This window comes from Streptomyces sp. NPDC045778, from assembly GCF_056431945.1.
Map to the genome: position 1 here is coordinate 175,168 of NZ_JBWKJZ010000001.1, position 24,166 is coordinate 199,333.

Here is a 24,166-nt window from a genome sequence, read left to right on the forward strand (position 1 = left end):
AAGCGAGCGCCCGGGAAACGGGCCGGGGCCCGGGCGGGCCCCGGTCACCCCGCCGCCACGGGCTCCTCCTGCTCGGTGAAGAGGCGGAGCCGGTGGGCGAGGGCCGCCGCCTCGCCGCGGCCTGCGACGCCCAGCTTGGCGAGGATGTTGGAGACGTGGACGCTCGCTGTCTTCGGGGAGATGAACAGTTCCTCGGCGATCTGGCGGTTGCTGCGCCCCGCGGTGACCAGGCGCAGCACGTCACGCTCGCGGGTGGTCAGGCCCAGCTCCTCGGCGGGGTCGGCCGGGGCGGACGAGGGCGCTCCGGTCAGCGCGATGCGGGCCGCCTTGGCGAGCTGCGTGACGGCCTCGACGAGGGGGCGGGCGCTGAGGTGCTCGGCCACCGCGACCGCCTGCCGCAGCAGTTCGGCGGCCCGATCCCGGTCGGTGTCGCCCGCGGCGGCCCTGCCGCCCGGGGCCCCGCCCGTGAGCAGTGCCTCCGCGAGGCGGTGGCGGACGCGCGCGAGGTCGTAGGGCCGCTCGAGCGGGGTGATCGCGGAGAGGACCTCCAGCCAGTCGTCGGAGGTCGCGTGGCCCTCGGCGCGCAGGAGTTCGGCACGCACCCAGCGCTCGTACGCCTGCCAGACAGGCACGCGGGTGGCCAGGGACTTCGCGGTGGCGCGGATCAGGCGCAGGGACTCCTCGCGGCCCGGGGCGGCGATCGCGAGGCCGCGGGCGTCGGCCTCGGCGGTGGCGGCGGCGAGGACCAGCGGCCAGCCGTACCGCTGGGTGCCGGGCGGGAGGCCTTCGCCGACGGTCCTGCGGAATTCGGCGCGGGCGTCGAGGATGCGGCCCTCGCCCGCGGCGATCCCGAGGGCGATGCGGGCCAGGGGAAGGGTGTTCTGGGGTATGGAGTCGTGCGTGCCGAAGTGCCGCCAGGCCTCGGCGTGGTGGCGGGCGGCCTCGGCCATGTCGCCGCGGGCGAGCGCGAAGTAGGCGAGGCGCACCCCGGCGCCGCCGCGCGGCTTGGCGCTCAGGACGGCGCGGCTCGCCGAGTCGACGGCGTCGTCCCAGCGGCCGAGCGAGTACAGGGACTCGGAGCGGTTGGCCCACATCCAGGCCTCGGAGTCGCGCAGGCCGTACCGCTGGGCGTGCTTGATGCCCTCGTCGAGGAGGGCGAGGGACTCGCGGTGGCGGCCGATGCCTTCGAGGACGGAGGGCAGGTTGATGTAGCAGCGGCAGAGCACGCCGACGATGCCCTCGGCGGTGACGCGCTCCCGGACGGCGTACATCTCGGCGAGCCCGGCGTCGATGTCGCCCGTGTCGACGACCAGGCCGCCGAGGGTGAGCCGGGCGTTCAGCTCGATCTCGTGGGCGCCGACCATGCGGGCGTACTCGACGGCCTGCTCGGCGGCGGTGAGGCTCTCCGGGCCCGGCTGGTGCAGCATCTGCCAGCCCGCGACCATGGTGAGCACCTCGGCGTGCACCTCCGTCGGCGGGTGGCCGCGCACGAGGTCCTGCGCGGTGGCCAGCTCCGCCCAGCCGTCGCCGCGGGCGAGGCTCTGCACCAGCCGCGAGCGCTGCACCCAGAACCAGGCGGACCGCAGGGCGTCCTGCTCGTCCTCCAGGTGACGCAGGGCACGCTTGGTGATCTTCAGCGCGCGTTCGCGCTCGCCGCACAGGCGGCCCGCGACGGCCGCCTCGGCCATCAGGTCCAGATAGCGCAGCGGGGTGGTGGCGGGGTCGCAGCCGCAGGGCGGGTAGACCTCGGTGTAGTCGACGGGCCGCAGCAGGGCGCGCACGTCGTCGGGAGCGTCGTCCCACAGCTCCATCGCCCGTTCGAGGAGGCGCAGTTGCTCGGCGTAGGCGTGCCGGCGGCGGGCCTCGACGGAGGCGTTGAGCACGGCGGGCAGCGCCTTCGCGGCGTCGTGGGCGTGGTACCAGTAACTGGCGAGGCGGGCGGCGCGCTGGTCGGCGGCGACGAGCGCGGGGTCGGCCTCAAGGACGGTGGCGAAGCGGCGGTTGATGCGGGAGCGCTCGCCGGGCAGCAGGTCGTCGCCGACGGCCTCGCGCACCAGGGAGTGCCGGAAGCGGTAGCCGTCGCCGCCGGGCGTGGCGAGCAGGATGTTGGCGCCGACGGCGGCCCGCAGCGCGTCGATGAGGTCGTCCTCGGTGAGGTCGGCGACCGCGGCGAGCAGGTCGTACTCGATGGTCGAGCCGCCCTCGGCGACGATGCGCGCCACCTTCTGGGCGTCGTCGGGCAGGTCCTCGACGCGGACGAGGAGCAGGTCCCGCAGCGAGTCGTTGAGTGCGGCGCAGTTGCCGCCGTGGGAGGCGACGGCGAGTTCCTCGACGAAGAAGGCGTTGCCGTCGGAGCGCTCGAAGACGTCGTCGACCAGCTTCGGGGCGGGCTCGGTGGCGAGGATGCCGGCCATCTGCCGGGCCACCTCGTCCCGGCTGAAGCGGGCGAGTTCGACGCGGCGGACCGTGCGCAGGCGGTCCAGCTCGGCGAGGAGCGGGCGCAGCGGGTGGCGACGGTGGATGTCGTCGGCGCGGTAGCTGGCGAGGACGACGAGGTGGCCGCTGCGCAGCGTGCGGAAGAGATACGAGAGCAGGTGGCGGGTGGAGGCGTCCGCCCAGTGCAGGTCTTCGAGGGCCAGGACGACGGTGCGGTCGGCGGCCACGCGCTCCAGGAGGCGGGCGGTCAGCTCGAAGAGCCGCGCCATGGCCTCCTCGCCGGGCCTGCCGCCGGAGGACGGGCCTCTGGGCCCTTCGCGCAACTCCGGAAGCAGCCGCGCCAGTTCCTCCTCCTGGCCCGCCGCGGCGGCCGTGAACTCGGCGGGCAGCTGCTCGCGCAGGCTGCGCAGGGCGGCGGAGAAGGGGGCGAAGGGCAGTCCGTCGGCGCCGATCTCGACGCAGCCGCCGACCGCCACGACCGCGCCCGCGGCGATGGCCGCGGCCTCGAACTCCTCGAGGAGGCGGGTCTTGCCGACCCCGGCCTCGCCGCCGAGCAGCAAGGCCTGCGGCTCGCCCGCGGTGGGCGCGGCGGCGCGGGCGAGCGCGTCGTTCAGTACGCGCAGTTCATCGGCTCTGCCGACGAAGACGGGGCTGACGGACTTGGTCTCCACAGCGGTGAGCATCGCACAGAGCTGCGGTTTTGCGGGAGTGGGTTTCGCTGTGCGCGACATGCAGGGCCGGGCCGGGGCCGCGGTCAGGCCGCGCGGGTGAAGCGGTCGGCCTGGCGGGCGGTGGGCTCGGTGCGCTCGGCCGTCATCCGGGCCGCGGCCTCTTCCCGGCCGAGCGCCCGACGCGACTTCAGACCCTTGAGCGCCTCCCGTACGAGGCTGTGGCGGGCGGCCTCCTGGGCCAGCTCGGCGGCGCGGAACTGGTGGAGTTCGTAGTCGAACATTTCGTGTCCCCCTGGGTGGTGGTGTCTCGCTCTCTGCGATGACTCCACTTTCGCTTCCCAGGGGGGCGCGGCACATCGGGAAGGTTCCGCATCTTGTGGGGGCGGGGGGCCTTAGGTGTGCGGGTGTGCCTTAGTCCCGGGTCCGGGTGCCCGCTCAGGCCTAGCTGGTGGCCGGCAAGCCCAGGAGCAGGTTCGTGTACTTGGCCACGGCAAGGACCAGGCCGATGGCTCCGAGGGCGAAGCCCGCCCAGGCGACCGACTTGATCCAGGGGGCCTGGACGCGGTGGGGGGCGCCGAAGGCCGGGCGGAGCAGGGTGGCGGCGCCGACCAGCACGGCGGCGAGGGCGAACGCGCCCGCGACCAGGGCCGTCGTCTTCCAGGAGTCGCCGTAGACCTCCTGGACCTGGCGGGCCACGCCCGCGCCCTGGGAGGTGTTGAGCTGGCCGATCAGGGACTCGCGGGCCGCGGCGACCGTGCCGAGCCACCCTCCGGAGAGGCCGATCAGGCCGAGCGCGGCCGCGACGACGGCGGCCGCGCCCTGCCCGATGCCCGCCGGTGCGGCGGCGGGCTCGTCCTCGGCGAGCACGTCCTCGGGCTCATCGGCCTCACGCTCGTCGGCCTCGGGCTCACCGGTTTCGGTAAGGGCCTTAGACGGCTCCGGGCTCTGAGGTGCCTCCTTAGGCGCCTCGTCCGTCGCTACCGTCTCGTCCGTCTCGTTGGCGCTCTTCGTTCCCATGCTGCGCACCGTACGGACGGAGTCTGAGAGTCCCCTTACGGCGTCTGAGAAGCCCCTTAACGCGAGGCGCCCGGGCCCCTCAACGCGCGGCGCGGGCCGCCCGCCACTCGGGCGCGAGCACCGACCAGACCTCCATGTCGTGGCGGATGCCCTGCCAGGGGAAGCTCTCCCGCAGCACCCCGTCGCGGACGAAGCCGAGGCGCTCGGCCAGGGCCTTGCTGCGGTCGTTGCGGGAGGAGGCCAGCCACTCCACGCGGTGCATGCCGCGCTCGTCGACGGCCCAGTCGACGAGGGCACGGACGGCATTGGTGATGAGGCCGCGGCCGGTGGCGGAGGGTTCGAGCCAGACGCCGACCTCGCAGGTCTCGGTCGCGGTGTCGAAGACACGGAAGAGGACACCGCCGACGAGCTTGCCGTCGAGCCAGATGCCGTACAGGCGTCCGGTGTCCGACGCCAGCTTGTCGACGTACCTCTGCAACACCCCCCGGGCGGACTCCAGGTCCTTGGCGATGACCGTCGCGGGCACCCAGGGGCCCGCGAACTCCCGCGCCCGGTCGACGTGTTCCAGGAATTCCTCGGCGTTCCACGGCTCCAGAGGCCGCAGTTCGGCCCCCTCCCCCACGGATATGGCGAACATCCGGCTCTCCCTCGGCGGTGTGGCGGCTAGCGCTTCTCCAGCGCGTACGCGACCTCGTCGCGCTCGCGGTGTCCGGGGATCTTCGCATGGGTCCGGCGCTCGGGCACCTCAATACTGATCCGCGGCAGCCAGCGGTCCACGCTGCGCGGCAGCCACCAGTTGGCCCCGCCGAGCAGGTGCATGAGGGCGGGCACGAGCAGCGTGCGAAGGAGGAAGGCGTCGAGCGCGACGGCCGCGGCGAGGGCGATGCCGAACATCGCGATGACCCGGTCGCCGCTGAGCACGAAGGCGAGGAACACCGAGATCATGATGACGGCCGCGGAGTTGATGACCCGGCTGGTCTCGGCGAGGCCGACGCGGACGGCGACGCGGTTGTCGCCGGTCTCCAGCCACTCCTCGTACATCCTGCTGACCAGGAAGACCTGGTAGTCCATGGAGAGGCCGAAGAGGACCGAGACCATGATGACGGGCAGGAAGGGCTCGATGGGGCCGGCGCGTCCCAGGCCCATCAGCTCGCTGCCCCAGCCCCACTGGAAGACCGCGACGACGACGCCGAAGGCGGCGGCGACCGCCGCGACGTTCATGACGGCGGCCTTCAGCGGTATGCCGACCGAGCGGAAGGCGAGGAGCAGCAGGACGCAGCCCAGGCCGATGACGACGCCCACGAACAGCGGCAGCTTGCCGACGATGACCTCCGCGAAGTCGTCGTAGCCCGCCGTCACTCCGCCGACGTGGAGGTCGAGGGACGTGCCGCTCTCGGCGCGCGGCAGGACGTCGCCGCGGAGCCGGTCGACGAGGTCGCTGGTGGCCTTCGACTGGGGTGCGGATTCGGGTACGACGGTGAGGAAGGCCGCGTCGCCGCCGGCGTCGTAGGTCACCGGGCTCACAGAGGCGACGCCCGGGGTGGACTCCAGGGTCGCGCCGAGGTTGTCGAGGGCGAGCCGGTCGGGGGCGCCGCGGACGTCCGTGACGAGGGTGAGCGGGCCGTTCACGCCGGGGCCGAAGCCGTCGGCGAGCAGGTCGTAGGCCTGCCGCGTGGTGGCCGTCGCGGGGTTGTTGCCCTGGTCGGACGTGCCGAGGCGGAGCGAGAGCGTGGGCAGGGCGAGCACCGCCATCACCACGATCGCGAGGGCGCCGAGCAGCTTGGGGTGGCGCTCCACGAACGCCGACCAGCGGGCGGCGAGCCCGGTGGGCACCTCCGGCTCGGGCCCGCGCTCGGCGAGCCTGCGCCGCTCGCGGCGGCTGAGCGCGCGCGGCCCGATGAAGGAGAGCAGCGCGGGCAGCAGCGTCACGGACGCGGCGACCGTGAGGACGACGGTCAGGGAGGCGGCGATGGCGACGCCGTTGAGGAAGCTCAGGCGCAGGATCAGCATGCCGAGCAGCGCGATGCAGACGGTGGCGCCCGCGAAGACGACGGCGCGGCCGGTGGTGGCGACGGCCCGCTCGGCGGCCTCGGCGACCGGCAGGCCGCGTTTGAGGCCCTTGCGGTGGCGCGTGACGATGAACAGGGCGTAGTCGATGCCGACGCCGAGCCCGATCAGGGTGCCGAGCATCGGCGCGAAGTCGGCGACGGTCATGACGTGGCCGAGCAGCACTATGCCCGCGTACGCCGTGCCGACGGAGACCAGCGCCGTGGCGATGGGCAGGGCCGACGCGGCGAGCGAGCCGAAGGCGAGGAACAGCACGACGGCGGCGACGGCCACCCCGACGATCTCGGCGGTCTTGGCGCTCTTGGCCTCGGTGAGGCCGATGGCGCCGCCTCCGAGGGCCACGTCGAGGCCCTCGGTCCGGGCGGCCTCGGCGGTCTGGACGACGGCGCGGGCCTCGCCGGGGTCGACAGCGTCGAGCTGGCCACGGAAGGTGACCGTGGCGTACGCGGTGCGGCCGTCCTCACTGATCTGGGTGGCGCCGCGCTCGGTGTACGGGCTGGTGACGGAGGCCACGCCCGGCAGCTCGGCGATCTCGTCGAGCGTCTCGGTCATCGTCTGCTCGACCGCGGCGGACCGTACGGGCTCCTTGCCGGTGTGCCAGACGACGGTGTTGCTGTCGCCGCCGAGGCTCGGGAAGCCGTCCTTGAGGAGCTGGCTCGCGCGGTGGGACTCGGTGCCGGGCACCTCGTAGTTGTTCGAGTACGCGGAGCCGACGACGCCGGCGGCGGTCGCGGTGCCGCCGAGTGCGAGGAGCCAGAGCAGTACGGCGACGAGGCGGTGCTTGACGCACCACCGGGCGAGTGCTGCCACGGACCGGCTCCCTGAGTGACTCGTGGATCCTCGTCGGGGCAGCCGGGAAGCATCGGAATTGACCCGAAAAGAACACGTCTACTGCTTGAAGTACTACTTGATCGGCATGGACAGGTAAAGATCATGTGGCCGCTTGTGCGACGACATGACCGAGATGGGCCATGCGGAGCCACTCTGACAGCCGCCGGAGATCCTTAGTCCGTTTCGTGTCCAGCCTCACAACAGGTTCGGCGGGTCCGTCCAGGCGCGCGCGACCCCGCGGACCGCGCGGGGGCACACGGGCCGCGCCCGTGTGCCCCCGCCTCACCGGTTCCGCCCGGCCGGTCAGCCCGACACGCTGGCGCGGCCGTTCTCGATGTGGCCCATCAGGCGCCGCCGGAAGGCCTCGTCGCCGGGGCCCGCCGTCACCTCGACGTCGTACCAGCCGCGCTCGTCCGAGGTGCGCCAGGCGAGGGTGCGGCTGCTGCCCGGCCGCACGCGCACGGTCCGGGTGCGCCGGCGGACGTCGTCCTCGTCCACGTAGCCGAGCGGCTTGACGGTGTAGACCAGCGGCTCCTTGCCCCGGTTGGCCAGGGTCAGGTGCAGCTCGCGCCGGGTGATCGCCGAGGAGAGCGCGGCGGCCCCTGCCGTGCGGCCCGCGAACTCGCGGCGGAACCCGTTCGGCCCGGTGACCGTGAAGCGGTAGGCGTCCCCCCGCAGCGGCACGGACCAGCGGCCCTCGTGCCGGACGTCCTGGTGCTGCGGCATCGGGAATTCCCCGGCGTACGGGTACAGCGCGAAGTGCGCGCTGCGCCGGCCGCCGTTGCGCAGGCGCACCGTGAGCGTGCCGTCCTTGCCGGTCCTGGCGTCGGCGTCCGGCTGGTACGGCAGCGGGCGCGCCCGGCGCACGCCCGGCTCCTGGCGGGGCATCGACTGCCGCACGGGCGGCTGCGGCTGCCAGCGGCCGCTGAACGGCGGGATCGCGCCGGGCCGCTCCACCTCCGGCTGCCGGTGGCCGCGGTCGAAGTCGAAGGCGCCGGTCAGATCGCCGGTGACCTGGCGGCGCCAGGCGCCGATGTTGGGCTCGCGCACCCCGGTCCACCGCTCCAGGAAGCGCACCACGGAGGTGTGGTCGAAGACCTCGGAGGACACGTACCCGCCGACGCTCCAGGGCGACACGACGAGCATCGGCACCCGCACGCCGAGCCCGGTCGGCAGGCCCTGCCAGCGCTCCTCGGCGCCGTCGGGGTCGTCGGCGCCCGGCACGGGCGGCGGCACGTGGTCGAAGAAGCCGTCGTTCTCGTCGTAGTTGATGAACACGGCGGTGCGCCGCCACACCTCCGGGTGCGAGGCGAGCGCGTCCAGGACCTTGTAGACGATGGTGGCGCTGTGGATCGGCGAGGAGACGGAAGGGTGCTCGGAGTCGACGGCGGACGGCACCAGGTAGCTGACCTTCGCCAGCCTGCCCCGGGCGACGTCCCGCGCGAAGGTCTCGGCGAGCTTGCCCGTCGGCACCCGCCTGAGGCCCCGCTCGAAGAGCGACCGCTCGCGCCGGGTCAGCGACCGCACGCCGTCGTCGAGCGCGGCGAGCAGCCTGGCCCGCTCCGGCTCGTCCCTGGCGTCGCGGACCTTGGCGTAGAAGGCCTCCATGAACGTGAATTCCGTCTTGGCGAGCGCCTTGCGGGCGATGGCCTTGAAGGTGGTGAAGAACTCGATCTGGTTGTCGGTGAAGTTCTCCCACTCGGTGTACGTCTGCCAGCTCACGCCCGCCTTCTCCAGGCGCTCGGCGTACGTCCCCCACTCGTAGCCGGGGTGTCTGCCCTCGTCGTACGCGTCGTTGTCGACGGCCCGCTTGCCGGACGCCTCGAAGCCCGTCTTCCCGCTCCACAGGTGGTTGCGGTTGGGGCTGGTGGAGGTGTGGATGGAGGAGTGGTAGGCGTCGCAGACCGTGAAGGTGTCGGCGAGTTCGTAATGCAGCGGGATGTCCTGGCGCGTGTAGTACGCCATGGTGGCGGCGGTCTTGGCCGTCACCCAGCCGTCCATCCAGCCGTCGTGCCAGGCCTTCGCGCCGCCCTTCCAGGAGTGGTCGAGGGCGCCGATGTACTGGAGGTCCTTCTGCTGCGTGGCGGCGGCCTCGCGCACGGGGAACGGCAGCACGGAGCGCCCCGCTCCGGGCTGCTCGAACACGCTCTTGCCGCTGGGCAGTTGGATGGCGTTGCGGTCGCCGAAGCCGCGGACGCCGCGCAGGGAGCCGAAGTAGTGGTCGAAGGACCGGTTCTCCTGCATGAGGATCACGACGTGCTCGATGGCGTCGAGCCCGCCCTTCGGCGGCTCCTTGGCGAGTGCCTGCTGGAGTGACGGCGGCAGGAAGGACCCGACCGTGGCGGCGCCGAGCGCGCCGCCGCCCACTGCCATCAACCGTCTGCGCGAAATCTCCGCTGCCACGCCCAACCTCCAGTCGACACCCAATGGTTGTCCGGTGATCCATTGGTCTGCTGAGCTGGGACGGTAGTGACTCCTGGTTGCAGAGGGAAGACTGCGGGCCTAAGTTGCAGTGAACGTCGTTGCCCCCGTCTCTCGTCTGCGGGTTTCGTCGTGGCTGAGCGCGCGGTTCCCCGCGCCCCTTACGGGGCACCACACCTCGGGGCACTACGCAGAGAGGGGCGCCGCACCCTTGCCGGATGCGGCGCCCCTCTCTTGCTCGGAAAGCCCTGGCGTCAGCCCTCGACGCCCAGCTTCTCCAGGATCAGCTCCTTGACGCGAGCCGCGTCGGCCTGGCCACGGGTGGCCTTCATGACCGCGCCGACCAGCGCCCCGGCCGCGGCCACCTTGCCGCCGCGGATCTTGTCCGCGATGGCCGGGTTGCCCGCGATGGCCTCCTCGACGGCCGCCGTCAGGGCGCCGTCGTCCGAGACGACCTTCAGGCCGCGCTTCTCGACGACCTGGTCGGGGTCGCCCTCGCCCTTGAGCACGCCGTCGATGACCTGACGGGCCAGCTTGTCGTTCAGGTCACCGGAGGCGACGAGCGCGCTCACCCGGGCGACCTGCTCGGGCGTGATGGGCAGCGCGCCGAGGTCGACGCCCTGCTCGTTCGCGTTGCGCGCCAGCTCGCCCATCCACCACTTGCGGGCGGACACGGCGTCCGCGCCCGCGTTGATGGTGGCGACGATCGGGCCGATCGCACCGGCGTTGAGGATCGCCTGCATGTCGTGGGCGGAGATCCCCCACTCCTCGCGCAGCCGGTTGCGCTGTGCGAGCGGCAGCTCCGGCAGCTCGGCGCGGAGCGCCTCGACCCACTCGCGGGACGGGGCGACCGGCACCAGGTCGGGCTCGGGGAAGTAGCGGTAGTCCTCCGCCTCCTCCTTCACCCGGCCCGAGGTGGTGGAGCCGTCGTCCTCGTGGAAGTGCCGGGTCTCCTGGACGATCGTGCCGCCGGAGGAGAGCACGGCCGCGTGCCGCTGGATCTCGTAGCGCGCGGCGCGCTCCACGGACCGCAGCGAGTTCACGTTCTTCGTCTCGGAGCGGGTGCCGAACTTGTCCTGGCCGTGCGGGCGCAGCGAGAGGTTCACGTCGCAGCGCATCTGGCCCTGCTCCATGCGGGCCTCGGAGACGCCGAGCGCCTTGATCAGCTCGCGCAGCTCGGCGACGTACGCCTTGGCGACCTCGGGGGCGCGCTCACCGGCACCGACGATCGGCTTGGTGACGATCTCGATGAGCGGGATGCCCGCGCGGTTGTAGTCGAGCAGGGAGTGGGACGCGCCGTGGATACGGCCCGTGGCTCCGCCGACGTGCGTCGACTTGCCGGTGTCCTCCTCCATGTGGGCGCGCTCGATCTCCACGCGGAAGACCTCGCCGTCCTCCAGCTGGACGTCCAGATAGCCGTTGAAGGCGATCGGCTCGTCGTACTGGGAGGTCTGGAAGTTCTTCGGCATGTCCGGATAGAAGTAGTTCTTCCGGGCGAAGCGGCACCACTCGGCGATCTCGCAGTGCAGCGCGAGACCGATCTTGATCGCGGACTCGACGCCGACGGCGTTGACCACGGGCAGCGCGCCCGGCAGGCCGAGGCAGGTCGGGCAGGTCTGCGAGTTGGCGTCCTGCTTCAGCTCGGTGGAGCAGCCGCAGAACATCTTCGTCCTGGTGCCCAGCTCGACGTGGACCTCAAGGCCCATGACGGGGTCGTACGACGCCAGCGCGTCCTCGTACGACGCCAGGTCGGGGGTGGTCGTGACAGTCACGGTGTTGGAACTTCCCTCTCAGCCGAGCAGAACGTCGTCGTCACCGATGCGCTTCAGCTCGCGCACCAGGATGGCGATGCCGGTGACGATGGCGGCCGCGGAGACCACGGCGTCGACGAGCTGGAGCGCGTCGTGCTCGGCACGGGCCTTCTTGACCTGCTTGAGCGTGCTGATCGCACCGAAGGCGGTGGTGCCGATGGACAGATACGTGCCGGTCCTGGACTTCTTGAAGCCCTTGGCCTTGGCCAGCGTCTTGTTGCTCACAGCGACGGTGCCTCCTCAAGCAGCGGGTGGCCCCACTTTTCCACGAAGGCGGCCTCGACGGCTGCCCCCACCTTGTACAGGCGGTCGTCCTTCATGGCGGGGGCGATGATCTGCAGACCGACCGGAAGGCCGTCCTCCGGCGCGAGGCCGCAGGGCAGCGACATGGCGGCGTTGCCCGCCAGGTTGGTCGGGATCGTGCACAGGTCGGCCAGGTACATCGCCATCGGGTCGTCGGCGCGCTCGCCGATCGGGAAGGCGGTGGTCGGCGTGGTCGGCGACACGATGACGTCGACCTGCTCGAAGGCCTTCTCGAAGTCCCGCGTGATCAGCGTGCGGACCTTCTGCGCGGAGCCGTAGTACGCGTCGTAGTAGCCGGAGCTGAGCGCGTACGTGCCGAGCATGACGCGGCGCTTGACCTCGTCGCCGAAGCCGGCCTCGCGGGTGAGCGCGGTGACCTCCTCGGCGGACTTCGTACCGTCGTCGCCGACGCGCAGGCCGTAGCGCATGGCGTCGAAGCGGGCCAGGTTCGAGGAGCACTCGGACGGCGCGATCAGGTAGTACGCCGACAGGCCCAGGTCGAAGGACGGGCAGTCCAGCTCGACGACGGTGGCGCCGAGGGACTTCAGCAGCTCGACGGACTCGTCGAAGCGCTGCATCACCCCGGCCTGGTAGTGCTCGCCGCGGAACTGCTTGACGACGCCGACGCGCATGCCCGCCACCGAGCCGTTGCGCGCGGCCTCGACGACCGCGGGGACCGGGGCGTCGATGGAGGTGGAGTCGAGCGGGTCGTGCCCGGCGATGGCCTCGTGCAGCAGCGCCGCGTCGAGGACGGTGCGGGCGCAGGGGCCGCCCTGGTCCAGGGAGCTGGAGAAGGCCACCATGCCGTAGCGCGAGACGCCGCCGTACGTCGGCTTGACGCCGACCGTGCCGGTGACCGCCGCGGGCTGGCGGATGGAGCCGCCGGTGTCGGTGCCGATGGCGAGCGGGGCCTCGTACGCGGCGAGGGCCGCGCTGGAGCCGCCGCCGGAGCCGCCGGGGATGCGGGTCAGGTCCCACGGGTTGCCCGTCGGGCCGTACGCGCTGTTCTCGGTGGAGGACCCCATGGCGAACTCGTCCATGTTGGTCTTGCCGAGGATGACGACGCCGGCTTCCTTGAGCCGCTTCGTCACGGTGGCGTCGTACGGCGGGATCCACCCTTCGAGGATCTTCGAACCGACGGTCGTCGGAACGCCCTCGGTGGTGAAGATGTCCTTGAGCGCGAGCGGCACGCCGGCCAGCGGGCCGAGCTTCTCGCCCTTGGCGCGCTTGTCGTCCACGGCGCGGGCCTGCGCGAGCGCGCCCTCGCGGTCGACGTGCAGGAAGGCGTGCACCTTCTCGTCGACGGCCTCGATGCGGGCCAGGTGGGCCTCGGTGACCTCGACCGCGGTGAGTTCGCCGGAAGCGATCTTCGCGGCGATCTCGGCGGCGGTGAGCTTGATGATGTCCGTCATGTTCGGTTAGTCCTCCCCCAGGATCTGCGGCACCTTGAAACGCTGCTGCTCCTGGGCCGGGGCGCCCGAGAGCGCCTGCTCGGGGGTGAGCGACGGACGGACCTCGTCCGCGCGCATGACATTCGTCAGCGGCAGCGGGTGCGAGGTCGGCGGTACGTCTTGGTCGGCGACCTCCGAGACGCGGGCGACCGCGCCGATGATGTCGTCGAGCTGTCCGGCGAAGTGGTCGAGCTCTTCGTCCTTCAACTCCAGACGTGCAAGGCGGGCGAGGTGAGCGACCTCCTCGCGCGTGATGCCAGGCATGCAGCGATCCTCTGGGGTGAGCGTGATGGATTTGGACCCAATCCTATGGGGCGCGAGCGGCTGACCGCGAAACGCTTTCCTCTCGCGGGGGCGCGCTCGACGGGCGAAGCCCGGGCTTTCCCCCACCCGCCCGCCCTCCCATCGCGCTGCGCGCTCGTCCTCAAACGCCGGACGGGCTGAAACTCTCCGGCCCGGGCCGTGGGTATTCAGCCGGTCCGGCCTGGGGCGCCCCGCGAGGGATGTCGTGGTACGACAATTGGCCGGCCCCGGTGCGCTGCCCGGGCCCCCGCCCCGGGGAGGCGCAGCATGCGCGGCATGCGCATGCACTTCCCCGGGGCGAAAGGCCCCTGGCCAGGCCCGGTGGCACTGGGAGCCGGGGCCCTCGCCCTGGCCCTGTCGCTCACCGCGTGGTGGACCCTGATCAACGATCCGACGTACGCGGCCCACCGCACCCCCGCGGACCTGAGCGTCTACCTGGACGCGGCGAGGGCGCCGGAGCACGAGCTGTACGGCGGAAAGTTCGGCGTCCACTCGCTGCCGTACCTCTATCCGCCCGTGGCGCTGCTGCCCTTCCGCGCCCTGGAGGGCCTGGGCGACCTGGACCTGACCGCTGCCGCCCGCCTGATGGCGGGCCTCTCCCTCGCAGCGATGGCGCTCTCCGCCTGGGCCGCGGCCCGCATGGCGGGGCGGCGGCCGGGGCCGGCCACCGCCGGGTGCGCGCTCGCGGTGTGCGGGCTCGCGCTGTGGACCGAGCCGGTGCTCCAGAACATCGACTTCGGGCAGGTCAACTTGATCCTGCTCGCGCTCGTCCTCACCGACCTGGCCACGCCGGACCGCCGCCTGTGGAAGGGCGTGGGCATCGGCGTCGCGGCGGGCCTGAAGCTCACCCCCGGCCTGTTCGTGGTGTATCTGCTGCTGACCCGGCGGTACCGGGCGGCGGGCGTGGCCGCGGGCGTCTTCGCCGTGACGGTCGCGGCGGGCTGGTGGGCCATGCCGCAGGCGTCGGCGGACTTCTGGGGCGGGGCCTACGCGGGCAGCGCGGGCGGCCGCGAGTACCTGGCGAACCAGTCCCTGAACGGCCTCTTCGTCCGCTTCGGCCTCGGCGGCGACGGCGTCGGCGGGCCCGTGTGGGGCGCGGTGTGCGGGGTGCTCGCCGTGGCCGGTCTCGGCGCGGCGGCGCGGGCCTCGCGGCGCGGCCGGGAGCTGGTGGCGGTGTGCGGGGTGGGCGCCCTGACGCTGGTGTGCTCGCCGCTGTCGTGGACCCACCACTGGGTGTGGATCGTGCCCGGCCTCGTCCTGGCGGCGGACGCGGCACTGCGGCGGCGCGCGGCGTCGGCGTGGCTGTGGGCGGCTGGCCTGTTCGCGCTGTTCGCGGCGTGGCCGATCCGCATCGACGGCTTCGGCACCTGGGACCCGTCCCGCCCGCTCCTCCCGTACGGCCTGCTCTGGTACGTGCCGCACTGGCGGCGCGAACTCCAGTGGGACCCGTTCCACGTCGTCGCGGGCAACGCGTACGTGTGGCTGGGCGTCGGCTACGTGGTGTGGACGGCGGTCACCCACCGGGCGCGGCCCACGCGTCCCCCGGGCCTCGGCCGCGCCCGGCTCGGGGGCACGGCCGGCGAACGGGAGAAGAGCCCGTCCGGCGTCTGAGGGCGGGCGCGGGGCGCGACGGGAGCGGCCCGCCCCCGCGGGGTCACTGCACCGCGCGGCTGGCGGACGGCGGCGTCGGGTCCGGCGCGGCGGGCCCGGGCGCCGGGTCGACGGGCCGGTGCGTGGCGCCCTCGCCCCGGGCGCGCAGCCACGCCGTGGTCTCGCTGGGCGGCATCGCCGCGGCGACGAGCCACCCCTGAACGGCGTCGCAGCCGAGGTCGCGGAGCCGCTCCCAGGTCTCGTCGTCCTCGACGCCCTCGGCGACGACGAGCAGCCCGAGCGAATGCGCGAGGTCGACGGTGCAGCGCACGATCTCGGCGTCCTCGGTGTCGACGGCGAGCCGGGCCACGAAGGACCGGTCGATCTTCAGCTCGCTCACCGGCAGGCGGCGCAGGTGCACCAGGGAGGAGTAGCCGGTGCCGAAGTCGTCGAGGGACATCTTCACGCCGTGCCCGGTGAGCCCGGCGAGGGTGTCCGCGGCGCGCTGCGGGTCCTCCAGGAGCACGTGTTCCGTTATCTCCAACTGGAGTGCGCCCGCGGGCACCCCGTGGCGGGCGAGGCGCGCGGCGACGGCGCCCGCGAAGCCGGGCGTGTGCACGTCGCGCGGGGACACGTTCACCGCCACCGGCACGTTCAGGCCCTGGGAGCGCCATCTGGCGACCTGGGCGAGGGCCGACTCCAGGACGTACTCGGTCAGGTGCGGCATGAGGCCCGACGACTCGGCGATGGCGATGAACTCGTCCGGCGGCACCTTGCCGCGCTCGGGGTGCACCCAGCGCACCAGCGCCTCCAGACCCGCCACCTCTCCGTCGAAGCGCACCTTCGGCTGGTAGTGCAGCTCCACGTCGCCCGCGTCGAGGGCGCGGCGCAGGTCGCCCAACAGGCCAAGGCGGTCAGGGGTGTTGGAGTCGCGCTTGGACTCGTACACCTCCACGCCCGTACGGTCCCGCTTGGCCTGGTACATCGCGACGTCCGCGCGGCGCAGCAGGCCCTCCGCGTCGAGCGCGTGGTCGGGGAAGACGGCGAGTCCCGCGCTGGCCTCCAGGACCAGGGTGAGGCCGTCGAGGTCGAGCGGCGAGCCGAGGGCGCCGACCAGCTGGCGGGCGACGCGCTGCGCGGACGTGGTGGAGTCGGCGACGGGAAGCAGCACCGCGAATTCGTCGCCGCCGAGCCGGGCCGCCTCCGCGCCGCGCGGCAGCGCGAGCCGGAGGCGGTCGGCGATCTGGAGCAGCAGCCGGTCGCCCGCGAGGTGCCCGAGGGTGTCGTTGACCGAGCGGAAGCGGTCCATGTCGATCAGCATCAGGGCGGACCGGGCGCCGATGCGCTCGGCGTCGTCCAGGGCCGTCCAGGTCCGCTCCAGGAGCCACTGCCGGTTGGGAAGGCCGGTGAGCGGGTCGCGCAGCTGCTCCTCGGCTCTGGCCCGGGCGATCCACAGCGTCGAGTCGAGCGCGACGAGCGGGATCGTGAACAGCGGCAGGAGCAGGGGAAGCGACATCGCGACGACGCAGATCAGCGGGGCGATGCCGAGCAGCGCCACGCCGAGCAGCCCTTGGCGGACGAGCGCGGTGCGGGTGACGGTGGGCAGGGCGCCGGTGCGCGGGGCGTGCACGTACCAGAGCAGGACGCGGGTGACGGCCAGGTACGCGACGGCGACGAGGCCCACCTCGGGGGCCGTGTACAGGTCCCAACTCTCGGGATTCCAGGGGGCGTCGGCGGCAGGCGCGGTGCCGAAGGCGGCGAGCGTGAGCGCGCCCGCGCCGATGCCCAGGATGTCGACGGCGCCGTGCAGCACGCCTTGGCGCCAGCGGTGACGGCGCGCGACCCCGACGAGGACGACGACGGTGAGGCTGACCATGCCCGCGGGCATCCAGCCGTACAGCAGGAGGACCGCGACGGTGAGCGCGCCGCCGGAGCCCGTGCCGCCCCACCAGCGGTCGCGGCCGAGCGCGACGAGGTGGCCGACGATGAGGCCGGTCAGGACGGCGAGCGACCAGCCGACCGCGCCGGAGGGGAACAGCGGGTGGCCGCCGGTGAAGGCGTGGAAGAAGCCGGTGCCGAGCACGAGCGCGGCGGCCGCGACGACGGCCATGGGCAGCAGCTGCCAGCCGCGGCCGTCCGGCTCCATGCCGTCCATTCCGTTGAGGCTGTCCATGCTGTTGAGGCCGTCCATGCCGTTGAGGCCGTCGGGCTTGTCCCCGGCGCGCTCGTGGGCCGCGCTCCCGCCGCGCCACCGCCCGCGCCGCCCGGCCGCGGCCCCTCGCGCGGCGCCGGACCCGCCGGTGGCCGCGCCCACCGCGCCGCGCGCTCCGGAGGGGCCGCCCGCGCCACCGCGTGCTCCCTGGGCGCCTCCGCCTGTCGTACTCCGCCCGGGGGAAGGGTTCGCGGCATCACTGGCCGCACTCCGCCGCGCGTCTTCGGCACTCGCCGCCACACCAGCCTCCGCCGGGCCTGACGTTCCTCGACCTCCGCCTCCCCGCCCGGGCGCGTCCCGCCCGCCCGCTTCCGGTCCCTCACCAACTGCCGTACCCCGAATGCCCGTTACTCCCCCCTGTACGGCACCACCTGGGCCGGAAAAGCCCGTTCCGCAGCCGGTGGACGACCCTCGGGCCGCCGGGGCGCTGTCGTCGAGGAGGGTGCCGCCGTGCGTCCACGCCCGCTCTCGGGGGCGGAGCTGGGGGGCCGGGGCGGGCCGTTCGGCCCGGTCGTCGTCTCCGGGGCGGGCGCCCGCGGCCGACCGGGTGGCGCGGCGGCACCGCCACGCGCCGAGTCCGCGCCGCAGGCGCGACCGCAGCCATGAGTCCGGGGCGACGCTCTCGGTCGGTTCCATTCCCGTCCCTCTCACAGCCGGCGGTGCCCACGCCACGCGGACTCACGTCCTGACAGCCGCGTCTGAAAACCCTTCCCCCGGCTCTCCACGACACGAGCAGGGGACACCCCGTCCGCATGCGGGGCACGACAGGCGCACACCTCAACAGTAGGCCGCAGAAGGCTTCCACGGGCAGCGGTCGTCTACGGTTGCCCGAATGCGACCCGGCCACCCGTATGCATCTGGTATGCGCTGAACGGGTGGCCTTCAACCGCTATTCTTCGGTCGGAAGCGCGACTTCCCGGGCCGCGTCCGCCCCTTGTTCCAGCAGGACCGCGAAGCCGTCCTCGTCGAGTACGGGAACCTTCACTTGCATGGCCTTGTCGTACTTCGAGCCGGGGTTGTCCCCCACTACGACGAATGCCGTCTTCTTTGAAACGGAACCGGTGACTTTGGCTCCGCGGCTCTGAAGCGCTTCTTTCGCGCCATCCCGTGTGTAGTTCTCGAGCGTTCCGGTGACGACGACCGTGAGGCCTTCCAGGGGGCGCGGGCCCTCGTCCTCGGCGCCGCCCTCTTCCTCCATGCGGACGCCCGCGGCCCGCCACTTGCGGATGATCTCCTGGTGCCACTCCTCGGCGAACCACTCCTTGAGGGACTTCGCGACGATCTCGCCGACGCCGTCGGTGTCCTTCAGCTCCTCCACCGTGGCCTGCTCGATGCGGTCGATGGAGCGGAACTCACGGGCGAGCGCCTCGGCGGCCACCGGGCCCACGTGGCGGATGGACAGGCCGGTGAGGATCCGGGCCAGCGGACGCTCCTTGGCCGCCTGGATGTTCTCCAGCATGGCGAGGGTGTTCTTCTTCGGCTCGCCCTTCTGGTTGGCGAAGAAGGTGACGACCTTCTCCTCGCCGGTCTTCGGGTCCCGCTTGGGCAGGCCCGAGTCCTGGTCGAGGACGTACGACTTGATGGGGAGCAGCTCCTCGACCTTCAGGTCGAAGATGTCGCCCTCGTCGAGGATCGGGGGCGTCGCGGGCTCCAGGGGGCGGGTGAGCGCGGCCGCGGCCACATAGCCGAAGTTCTCGATGTCCAGGCACTTGCGGCCCGCCAGATAGAACAGGCGCTCGCGGAGCTGGGCGGGGCAGGTCTGGCCGTTCGGGCAGCGGAGGTCGATGTCGCCCTCCTTCATGGCCCGCAGGGCCGTGCCGCACTCGGGGCACTCGGTGGGCATCTCGAACTCGCGCTCGCTGCCGTCGCGCAGGTCGACGACGGGGCCGAGGATCTCCGGGATGACGTCGCCCGCCTTGCGGATGACGACCGTGTCGCCGATGAAGACGCCCTTGGCCTTGACCACGTCCTGGTTGTGCAGCGTGGCGAACTCGACCTCGGAGCCCGCGACGGTGACGGGCTCGACCTGGGCGTACGGCGTGACGCGGCCCGTGCGGCCGACGCCGACCCTGATGTCGATCAGCTTGGTGTTGACCTCCTCCGGCGCGTACTTCCAGGCGATGGCCCAGCGCGGGGCGCGCGAGGTGGAGCCGAGGCGGCCCTGGAGCGGGATCTCGTCGAGCTTGACGACGACGCCGTCGATCTCGTGCTCCACGGAGTGGCGGTTGTCCCCGAAGTACGTGATGAACTCGCGGACGCCGTCGAGGCCTTCGACGACCTTGTTGTGCCGGGCGGTGGGCAGGCCCCACTCGCGCAGCAGGTCGTACGCCTGCGAGAGGCGGTCGATGTCGAATCCCTCGCGGGCGCCGATGCCGTGCACCACCATGTGCAGCGGGCGCGTGGCGGTGACGCGGGGGTCCTTCTGGCGCAGCGAACCCGCCGCCGCGTTACGCGGGTTGGCGAAGGGCTTGTCGCCCGCCTCGACCAGGCGGGCGTTCAGCTCCTGGAACTTCTCCATCGGGAAGAAGACCTCGCCGCGGATCTCCACGAACTCCGGGACGCGGTCGCCCTGGAGGCGGTCGGGGATGTCGGTGATCGTGCGCACGTTCGGCGTGATGTCTTCGCCGGTGCGGCCGTCGCCGCGGGTGGCGGCGCGGGTGAGCCTGCCGTGCTCGTACGTCAGGTTGACCGCGAGGCCGTCGACCTTCAGCTCGCACAGCAGGTGGTAGTCCGGGGAGCCGACGTCCTTGGCCACGCGCTCGGCCCAGGCGGCCAGCTCCTCGTCGTCGAAGGCGTTGTCCAGGGAGAGCATGCGCTCGCGGTGCTCGACGGAGGCGAAGTCCGTCTCGTACGAACCGGCGACCTTCTGGGTCGGCGAGTCCGGCGTGCGCAGCTCCGGGTGGCGCTCCTCCAGGGCCTCCAGCGAACGCAGGAGCTTGTCGAACTCGGCGTCGCTGATGACCGGCTGGTCCTTCACGTAGTACCGGAAGCGGTGCTCCTCGATCCGCTCGGCGAGCTGGGCGTGCTGCTCGCGCGCCTCGGCCGGCACCGTGCCTTCCTGTTCGACAGCCACCGTTTCGTCCTCCCGTTACCTTCAGGCCCAGTCACTCAGGGTTGTCCGCGAGCGATCTCGCCGCTCGGACGCAGTGGGCGAGCGCCGCACGGGCATATGCGGGCGAAGCACCCGCGAGACCGCACGAGGGCGTGACCGTGACCGCTTCCGCGAGCGACCCCGGATTCAGCCCCAGCCTGCGCCACAGCGTCCTGACACCCATGACGCTACCGGCAGGGTCTGACAATGGGCCTTCCGTGCCCGGCACGACACCGGCGAACAGCTTCGTCCCGGCCTCGACGGCCTCGCCCAGGATTTCGTCGTCACGCTCGGTGAGGAGCGAGAAGTCGAACGACAGGCCGTGCGCGCCCGCCCTGCGCAGCAGCGCGAACGGCACGTCGGGCGCGCAGGAGTGCACGACCACGGGCCCGTCGTGCACGGCCATGACGTCGCGCAGGGCGCTCTCCACGACCTGGCGGTCCACGGCGCGGTGGGTGCGGTACTCGCTCGCCGTCTTGATCCGGCCGCGCAGCACGGCGGTCAGCGACGGCTCGTCGAGCTGGAGCACGAGTCGCGCGCCCGGCACCCGCTTGCGGACCTGCGCGAGATGGGTCCGCAGGCCCTCGGCGAGGGACCCGGTCAGGTCCCGGCAGGCGCCGGGGTCGGAGACCATCGCCTCGCCGTTCCTCAGCTCCAGGGCGGCGGCGAGCGTCCAGGGGCCCACCACCTGCACCTTGAGGGGCCCTTCATAGCCCTGCGTGAACTCCTCCAGGGCGTCGAGGTCCTCGCCGAGCCAGGACACCGCGCGCCGCGTGTCCCGGCCCGGCCGGTCGCCGACCCGCCAGCCGCTGGGCTCCACGCGCGCGTACAGCTCGACGAGCAGCCCGGCCGTGCGGCCGATCATGTCGGCGCCGGGGCCGCGCGCGGGCAGCTCCGCCAGGTACGGGATGCCCTGCTCGGGGGTCTCGAAGGTGCCGGTGACGGTCTTCGCGCTCTCCCGGGCGTCGCCCCCGGGCATCGAGCCGACGCCGGTGGCCGGGCCCAGGGTCCAGGTGTCCTCGGTGCTCACCGCCGTGCTCACCGTCCGGGCCGCACCGTCAGGTCGTTGACCTCCGCGTCGCGCGGCAGGTCGAGGGCCATCAGGATCGTCGTCGCCACGGACTCGGGGTCGATCCACCGCTCGGCGTCGTACTCCTTGCCCTCCTGCTGGTGCACCTTGACCTGCATCGGGCTCGCGGTGCGGCCGGGGTACACGGAGGTGACGCGGACGCCGTTGCCGTGCTCCTCCTGGCGCAGGGAGTCGGCGAGGGCCTTCAGGCCGTGCTTGGAGGCGGCGTACGCGGACCACTCGGCGCCCGCGTGCAGGCCCGCGCCCGAGTTCACGAAGATCACGTGGCCCTGGGCGACGCGGAGCTGGGGCAGGAAGTGCCGGGTCAGCTCGGCGGGCGCGATCAGGTTCACGTTGAGCTGGTGGCGCCAGGACTTGGGGGTGAGGTCGCCGACGGGGCCGAGGTCGACGACGCCCGCGATGTGGAGCAGGGAGTCCACGCGGTCCGGGAGCGTCTGGTGGGAGAAGGCCCAGGAGAGCTTGTCCGGGTCGTTCAGGTCGCCGACGAGGGTGCTCGCGCCCGGGTACGCGGCGGCCAGTTCCTTGGCGCGGCCCGCGTCGCGCGCGTGCAGCACGAGGCTGTCCCCGCGCGCGTGGAGTCGGCGGGCCACTGCGGCGCCGATGCCGGAGCCCGCGCCGGTGATCACATGAGTTGCCATGCGCTTATGGTCGCATTCCGGCCGCGCGCGCCCGGATGCGAGCCGGGGGTGCGGCGGCCGGCCGCGGGGTGTGGCGGGCGGCCGGGAGCGAGCCGGTGGCAGCCGGCCGCTCCCGCAGGCCCCGGGCGCCCGCGCGCGCCTTCCGCGCCGTCCCGGGGGACCCGGCGCCTCAGCGCACCCCCAGCGACTCCTCCAGATACGCCAGGGCGCCCACCGGCTCCTCCGCGAAGAAGACCAGCTCGGTCAGCGGCACCGGCAGGAAGCCCTCGTCCTCCATGCGGCGGAACTGCTCCCGCAGGCCGTCGTAGAACCCCGCCGTGTTGAGCAGCACGACCGGCTTGGTGGTGTGGCCGTGCTTCTTCAGCTCCAGGATCTCCGTGGCCTCGTCGAGGGTGCCGGTGCCGCCGACCATGATGACGACCGCGTCGGCCTTCTCCAGGAGCAGCGCCTTCCGCTCGGCGAGGTCCCCGGCTATCACCATGTCGTCGACGCCGGGCCGCGCCTTGGCGGCGAGGAAGCCCACCGACACGCCGGTGAGCCGGCCGCCCGCCTCCTGCACGCCGTCCGCCACGACCTTCATCAGGCCGACGTCGGAGCCGCCCCACACCAGGGTGTGGCCGCCCTTGCCGAGCAGCTCGGCGAACTCGCGGGCGGGCCGGGTGTAGGTCTCGGACAGGTCGGCGGCGGAGAGGAAGACGCAGATGTTCATGCGGCCTACCGTACGTTCCGCCACCGACACCCAGGCGGGCGTCGGAAGAAGTCCGCCTCCTCGCGCGCTGTACGAGGCGACACCGGTGACACCGGCGACACCAGCGAAAGGGACGACCGTGACCGCAGGACATCGCATCACCATCGAGCAGGGCACGCAGCACGTGCGCGTGGAGCACGACGGGCAGGTCGTGGCGGAGAGCAAGCGCCCCCTGGTGCTGCGCGAGACGGGCTGCCCGGTGCGCTACTACCTGCCGCCCGATGACGTACGCACCGATCTGCTCACGCCGTCCGGCACGCACACGTACTGCCCGTTCAAGGGCACGGCCTCCTACTGGTCGCTGCCGGGCGGCGAGGACCAGGTGTGGGCGTACCCCGACCCCAAGGCCGAGGTGGCCGGGATCAAGGACCACCTGTGCTTCTACGGGGCCGAGGAGGTGACGAGCGCGTCCTGAGGGACGCCCTGTCCGTGAGGGGCGGCCTCCTGTCGCGGGACGGCCTCTTCGCGCGGGGCGGCCTCTTGGCGCGGGACGGCGGTGAACGTCCTGCGGTACGCCGCCGGTGACACGCCGAGCACGGAACGCATGTGCTGGCGCAGCGAGTTGGCGGTGCCGAAGCCCGCGCGGTGGGCCACCAGGTCGATGGGCAGGTCGCTGCTCTCCAGGAGGTGGCGGGCCACCTCGATGCGCTGGGCCGTGAGCCAGCGGCCCGGCGTGGTGCCCACCTCGTCGCGGAACCGGCGTGTGAACGTGCGCAGGCTCATGCGGGCGTGGTCCGCCATCTCGCCGAGCGTCAAAGGCTCCTGGAGGCGTTCGAGCGCCCACGCGCGCGTGGGGGCCGTGGTGGCGACCGTGGGCTCCGGGACGGGCCGTTCGATGTACTGCGCCTGTCCGCCGTCGCGCCACGGCGGGACGACGCAGCGCCGGGCCACGTGGTTGGCGACGGCGCTGCCGTGGTCGCGGCGCACCAGGTGCAGGCACAGGTCGACGCCGGCGGCGACGCCCGCCGAGGTGAGGATGTCGCCGTCGTCCACGAACAGCACGTCCTCGTCGAGCCGCACGCGCGGGAACGCGCGCCGGAACTGCTCGGCGACCTGCCAGTGCGTGGTCGCGGGCCGCCCGTCCAGGAGACCGGCCGCCGCGAGGACGAACGAGGCGCTGCAGAACGACACCAGGCGCGTGCCCGGGCGCACCCGCGCGAGCGCGGCGGACAGCGGCGCGGAGAGGCCGTCGGCGGCCGCCGCCCCCGCGCGCGGGGGGATGGGCGGGATCACCACGGTGTCGGCGTCGTCGAGGGCCTCGGGGCCGTGCTCGACGGCCACGGAGAAGCCCGCGTCGGTCCGCACCGGGCGCCCGTCCACGGTGCACACCACGGTCTCGTACAGGGGCCTTCCCGCCGTGTCCTCCGCGTTGCCGAAGACGCGCGGGGCGATGCCCAGCTCGAAGGAGTAGACGCCGTCCAGGGCGAGGACGGCGACGCGGTGGGGGCGGTCGGGTGCGGTGAACACGCTCATGGCCAGATCCTGT

The 24,166-nt window shown here is 72.9% G+C and carries 18 protein-coding genes; 2 read left to right on the forward strand and 16 right to left on the reverse strand.

Annotation, left to right across the window (positions count from 1 at the left end; genetic code table 11):
• Positions 1-44: 44 nt before the first annotated feature.
• The 10 genes from AC07GB_RS00805 to gatC form a co-directional block, all read right to left on the reverse strand.
• Positions 45-3,119 carry a helix-turn-helix transcriptional regulator gene (locus AC07GB_RS00805; RefSeq protein ID WP_478841063.1) on the reverse strand — a complete coding sequence of 1,025 codons (3,075 nt, stop codon included), beginning with the start codon at positions 3,117-3,119 and terminating at the stop codon, positions 45-47.
• 71 nt (positions 3,120-3,190) lie between these two features.
• Positions 3,191-3,388: a hypothetical protein gene (locus AC07GB_RS00810; protein WP_478841064.1), complete on the reverse strand. Its 198-nt coding sequence runs from the start codon at positions 3,386-3,388 to the stop codon at positions 3,191-3,193.
• A 160-nt stretch (positions 3,389-3,548) separates the two neighbouring features.
• Complete coding sequence (locus tag AC07GB_RS00815) at positions 3,549-4,124, reverse strand: hypothetical protein (protein WP_478841065.1); 576 nt, start codon at positions 4,122-4,124, stop codon at positions 3,549-3,551.
• A gap of 79 nt (positions 4,125-4,203) precedes the next feature.
• Positions 4,204-4,761, reverse strand: a complete 558-nt coding sequence (locus tag AC07GB_RS00820) for a GNAT family N-acetyltransferase (protein WP_478841066.1) — start codon at positions 4,759-4,761, stop codon at positions 4,204-4,206.
• A 26-nt stretch (positions 4,762-4,787) separates the two neighbouring features.
• Positions 4,788-7,001 (reverse strand): MMPL family transporter, encoded by a 2,214-nt coding sequence (locus AC07GB_RS00825; RefSeq protein WP_478841067.1) that lies wholly within the window; start codon positions 6,999-7,001, stop codon positions 4,788-4,790.
• Positions 7,002-7,325: 324 nt separating this feature from the next.
• On the reverse strand, positions 7,326-9,425 hold the full coding sequence (locus AC07GB_RS00830; RefSeq protein WP_478841068.1) for a phosphocholine-specific phospholipase C: 2,100 nt from the start codon (positions 9,423-9,425) through the stop codon (positions 7,326-7,328).
• Positions 9,426-9,697: 272 nt separating this feature from the next.
• The gene (gene gatB, locus AC07GB_RS00835) at positions 9,698-11,215 is read right to left on the reverse strand and encodes an Asp-tRNA(Asn)/Glu-tRNA(Gln) amidotransferase subunit GatB (RefSeq protein ID WP_478841069.1); all 1,518 of its coding nucleotides are present in this window, start codon (positions 11,213-11,215) and stop codon (positions 9,698-9,700) included.
• A gap of 18 nt (positions 11,216-11,233) precedes the next feature.
• A complete protein-coding gene (locus AC07GB_RS00840) occupies positions 11,234-11,479 on the reverse strand; it encodes a hypothetical protein (RefSeq protein ID WP_144321085.1) in 246 nt (81 codons plus the stop codon).
• Positions 11,476-12,969, reverse strand: coding sequence for an Asp-tRNA(Asn)/Glu-tRNA(Gln) amidotransferase subunit GatA (gene gatA / locus AC07GB_RS00845; protein ID WP_478841070.1), 1,494 nt, complete (start codon positions 12,967-12,969; stop codon positions 11,476-11,478). The genes AC07GB_RS00840 and gatA overlap by 4 nt, the downstream gene beginning before the upstream one ends.
• Before the next feature lie 6 nt (positions 12,970-12,975).
• Positions 12,976-13,272, reverse strand: a complete 297-nt coding sequence (gatC, locus tag AC07GB_RS00850; protein ID WP_016642027.1) for an Asp-tRNA(Asn)/Glu-tRNA(Gln) amidotransferase subunit GatC — start codon at positions 13,270-13,272, stop codon at positions 12,976-12,978.
• A 315-nt stretch (positions 13,273-13,587) separates the two neighbouring features.
• Here gatC and AC07GB_RS00855 point away from each other — a divergent pair, with 315 nt between their 5' ends.
• On the forward strand, positions 13,588-14,922 hold the full coding sequence (locus AC07GB_RS00855) for a glycosyltransferase family 87 protein (protein WP_478841071.1): 1,335 nt from the start codon (positions 13,588-13,590) through the stop codon (positions 14,920-14,922).
• A 43-nt stretch (positions 14,923-14,965) separates the two neighbouring features.
• On the opposite strand, the gene AC07GB_RS00860 is transcribed toward AC07GB_RS00855, so the two are convergent.
• From AC07GB_RS00860 to AC07GB_RS00880, 5 genes are all read right to left on the reverse strand, one after another.
• Positions 14,966-17,047, reverse strand: coding sequence for a putative bifunctional diguanylate cyclase/phosphodiesterase (locus AC07GB_RS00860; RefSeq protein ID WP_478841401.1), 2,082 nt, complete (start codon positions 17,045-17,047; stop codon positions 14,966-14,968).
• A 955-nt stretch (positions 17,048-18,002) separates the two neighbouring features.
• Entirely contained in the window at positions 18,003-20,186 is a 2,184-nt protein-coding gene (gene ligA / locus AC07GB_RS00865) for an NAD-dependent DNA ligase LigA (RefSeq protein ID WP_478841072.1), read from the reverse strand.
• A gap of 31 nt (positions 20,187-20,217) precedes the next feature.
• The gene (locus AC07GB_RS00870) at positions 20,218-21,234 is read right to left on the reverse strand and encodes a methionine synthase (RefSeq protein WP_478841073.1); all 1,017 of its coding nucleotides are present in this window, start codon (positions 21,232-21,234) and stop codon (positions 20,218-20,220) included.
• Between the two features lie 8 nt (positions 21,235-21,242).
• Positions 21,243-21,932 carry an SDR family oxidoreductase gene (locus AC07GB_RS00875; RefSeq protein ID WP_478841074.1) on the reverse strand — a complete coding sequence of 230 codons (690 nt, stop codon included), beginning with the start codon at positions 21,930-21,932 and terminating at the stop codon, positions 21,243-21,245.
• 169 nt (positions 21,933-22,101) lie between these two features.
• Positions 22,102-22,641 carry an LOG family protein gene (locus AC07GB_RS00880; RefSeq protein ID WP_478841075.1) on the reverse strand — a complete coding sequence of 180 codons (540 nt, stop codon included), beginning with the start codon at positions 22,639-22,641 and terminating at the stop codon, positions 22,102-22,104.
• A 118-nt stretch (positions 22,642-22,759) separates the two neighbouring features.
• On the opposite strand from AC07GB_RS00880, the gene AC07GB_RS00885 reads away from it, so the two are divergent.
• The gene (locus AC07GB_RS00885) at positions 22,760-23,095 is read left to right on the forward strand and encodes a DUF427 domain-containing protein (protein ID WP_478841076.1); all 336 of its coding nucleotides are present in this window, start codon (positions 22,760-22,762) and stop codon (positions 23,093-23,095) included.
• Here the strand turns inward: AC07GB_RS00885 and AC07GB_RS00890 are convergent.
• Positions 23,062-24,153 (reverse strand): GlxA family transcriptional regulator, encoded by a 1,092-nt coding sequence (locus AC07GB_RS00890; protein WP_478841077.1) that lies wholly within the window; start codon positions 24,151-24,153, stop codon positions 23,062-23,064. The genes AC07GB_RS00885 and AC07GB_RS00890 overlap by 34 nt on opposite strands.
• Positions 24,154-24,166: the final 13 nt, after the last annotated feature.

Coding starts and splice junctions, on each gene's coding strand:
- gatC (WP_016642027.1), bottom strand. CDS start 13,272: ATGCCTGGCATCACGCGCGAGGAGGTCGCTCACCTCGCCCGCCTTGCA.
- AC07GB_RS00880 (WP_478841075.1), bottom strand. CDS start 22,641: ATGAACATCTGCGTCTTCCTCTCCGCCGCCGACCTGTCCGAGACCTAC.
- AC07GB_RS00805 (WP_478841063.1), bottom strand. CDS start 3,119: ATGCTCACCGCTGTGGAGACCAAGTCCGTCAGCCCCGTCTTCGTCGGC.
- AC07GB_RS00820 (WP_478841066.1), bottom strand. CDS start 4,761: ATGTTCGCCATATCCGTGGGGGAGGGGGCCGAACTGCGGCCTCTGGAG.
- AC07GB_RS00810 (WP_478841064.1), bottom strand. CDS start 3,388: ATGTTCGACTACGAACTCCACCAGTTCCGCGCCGCCGAGCTGGCCCAG.
- AC07GB_RS00890 (WP_478841077.1), bottom strand. CDS start 24,153: ATGAGCGTGTTCACCGCACCCGACCGCCCCCACCGCGTCGCCGTCCTC.
- gatA (WP_478841070.1), bottom strand. CDS start 12,969: ATGACGGACATCATCAAGCTCACCGCCGCCGAGATCGCCGCGAAGATC.
- AC07GB_RS00815 (WP_478841065.1), bottom strand. CDS start 4,124: ATGGGAACGAAGAGCGCCAACGAGACGGACGAGACGGTAGCGACGGAC.
- AC07GB_RS00875 (WP_478841074.1), bottom strand. CDS start 21,932: ATGGCAACTCATGTGATCACCGGCGCGGGCTCCGGCATCGGCGCCGCA.
- AC07GB_RS00860 (WP_478841401.1), bottom strand. CDS start 17,047: ATGGAGCCGGACGGCCGCGGCTGGCAGCTGCTGCCCATGGCCGTCGTC.
- AC07GB_RS00855 (WP_478841071.1), top strand. CDS start 13,588: ATGCGCATGCACTTCCCCGGGGCGAAAGGCCCCTGGCCAGGCCCGGTG.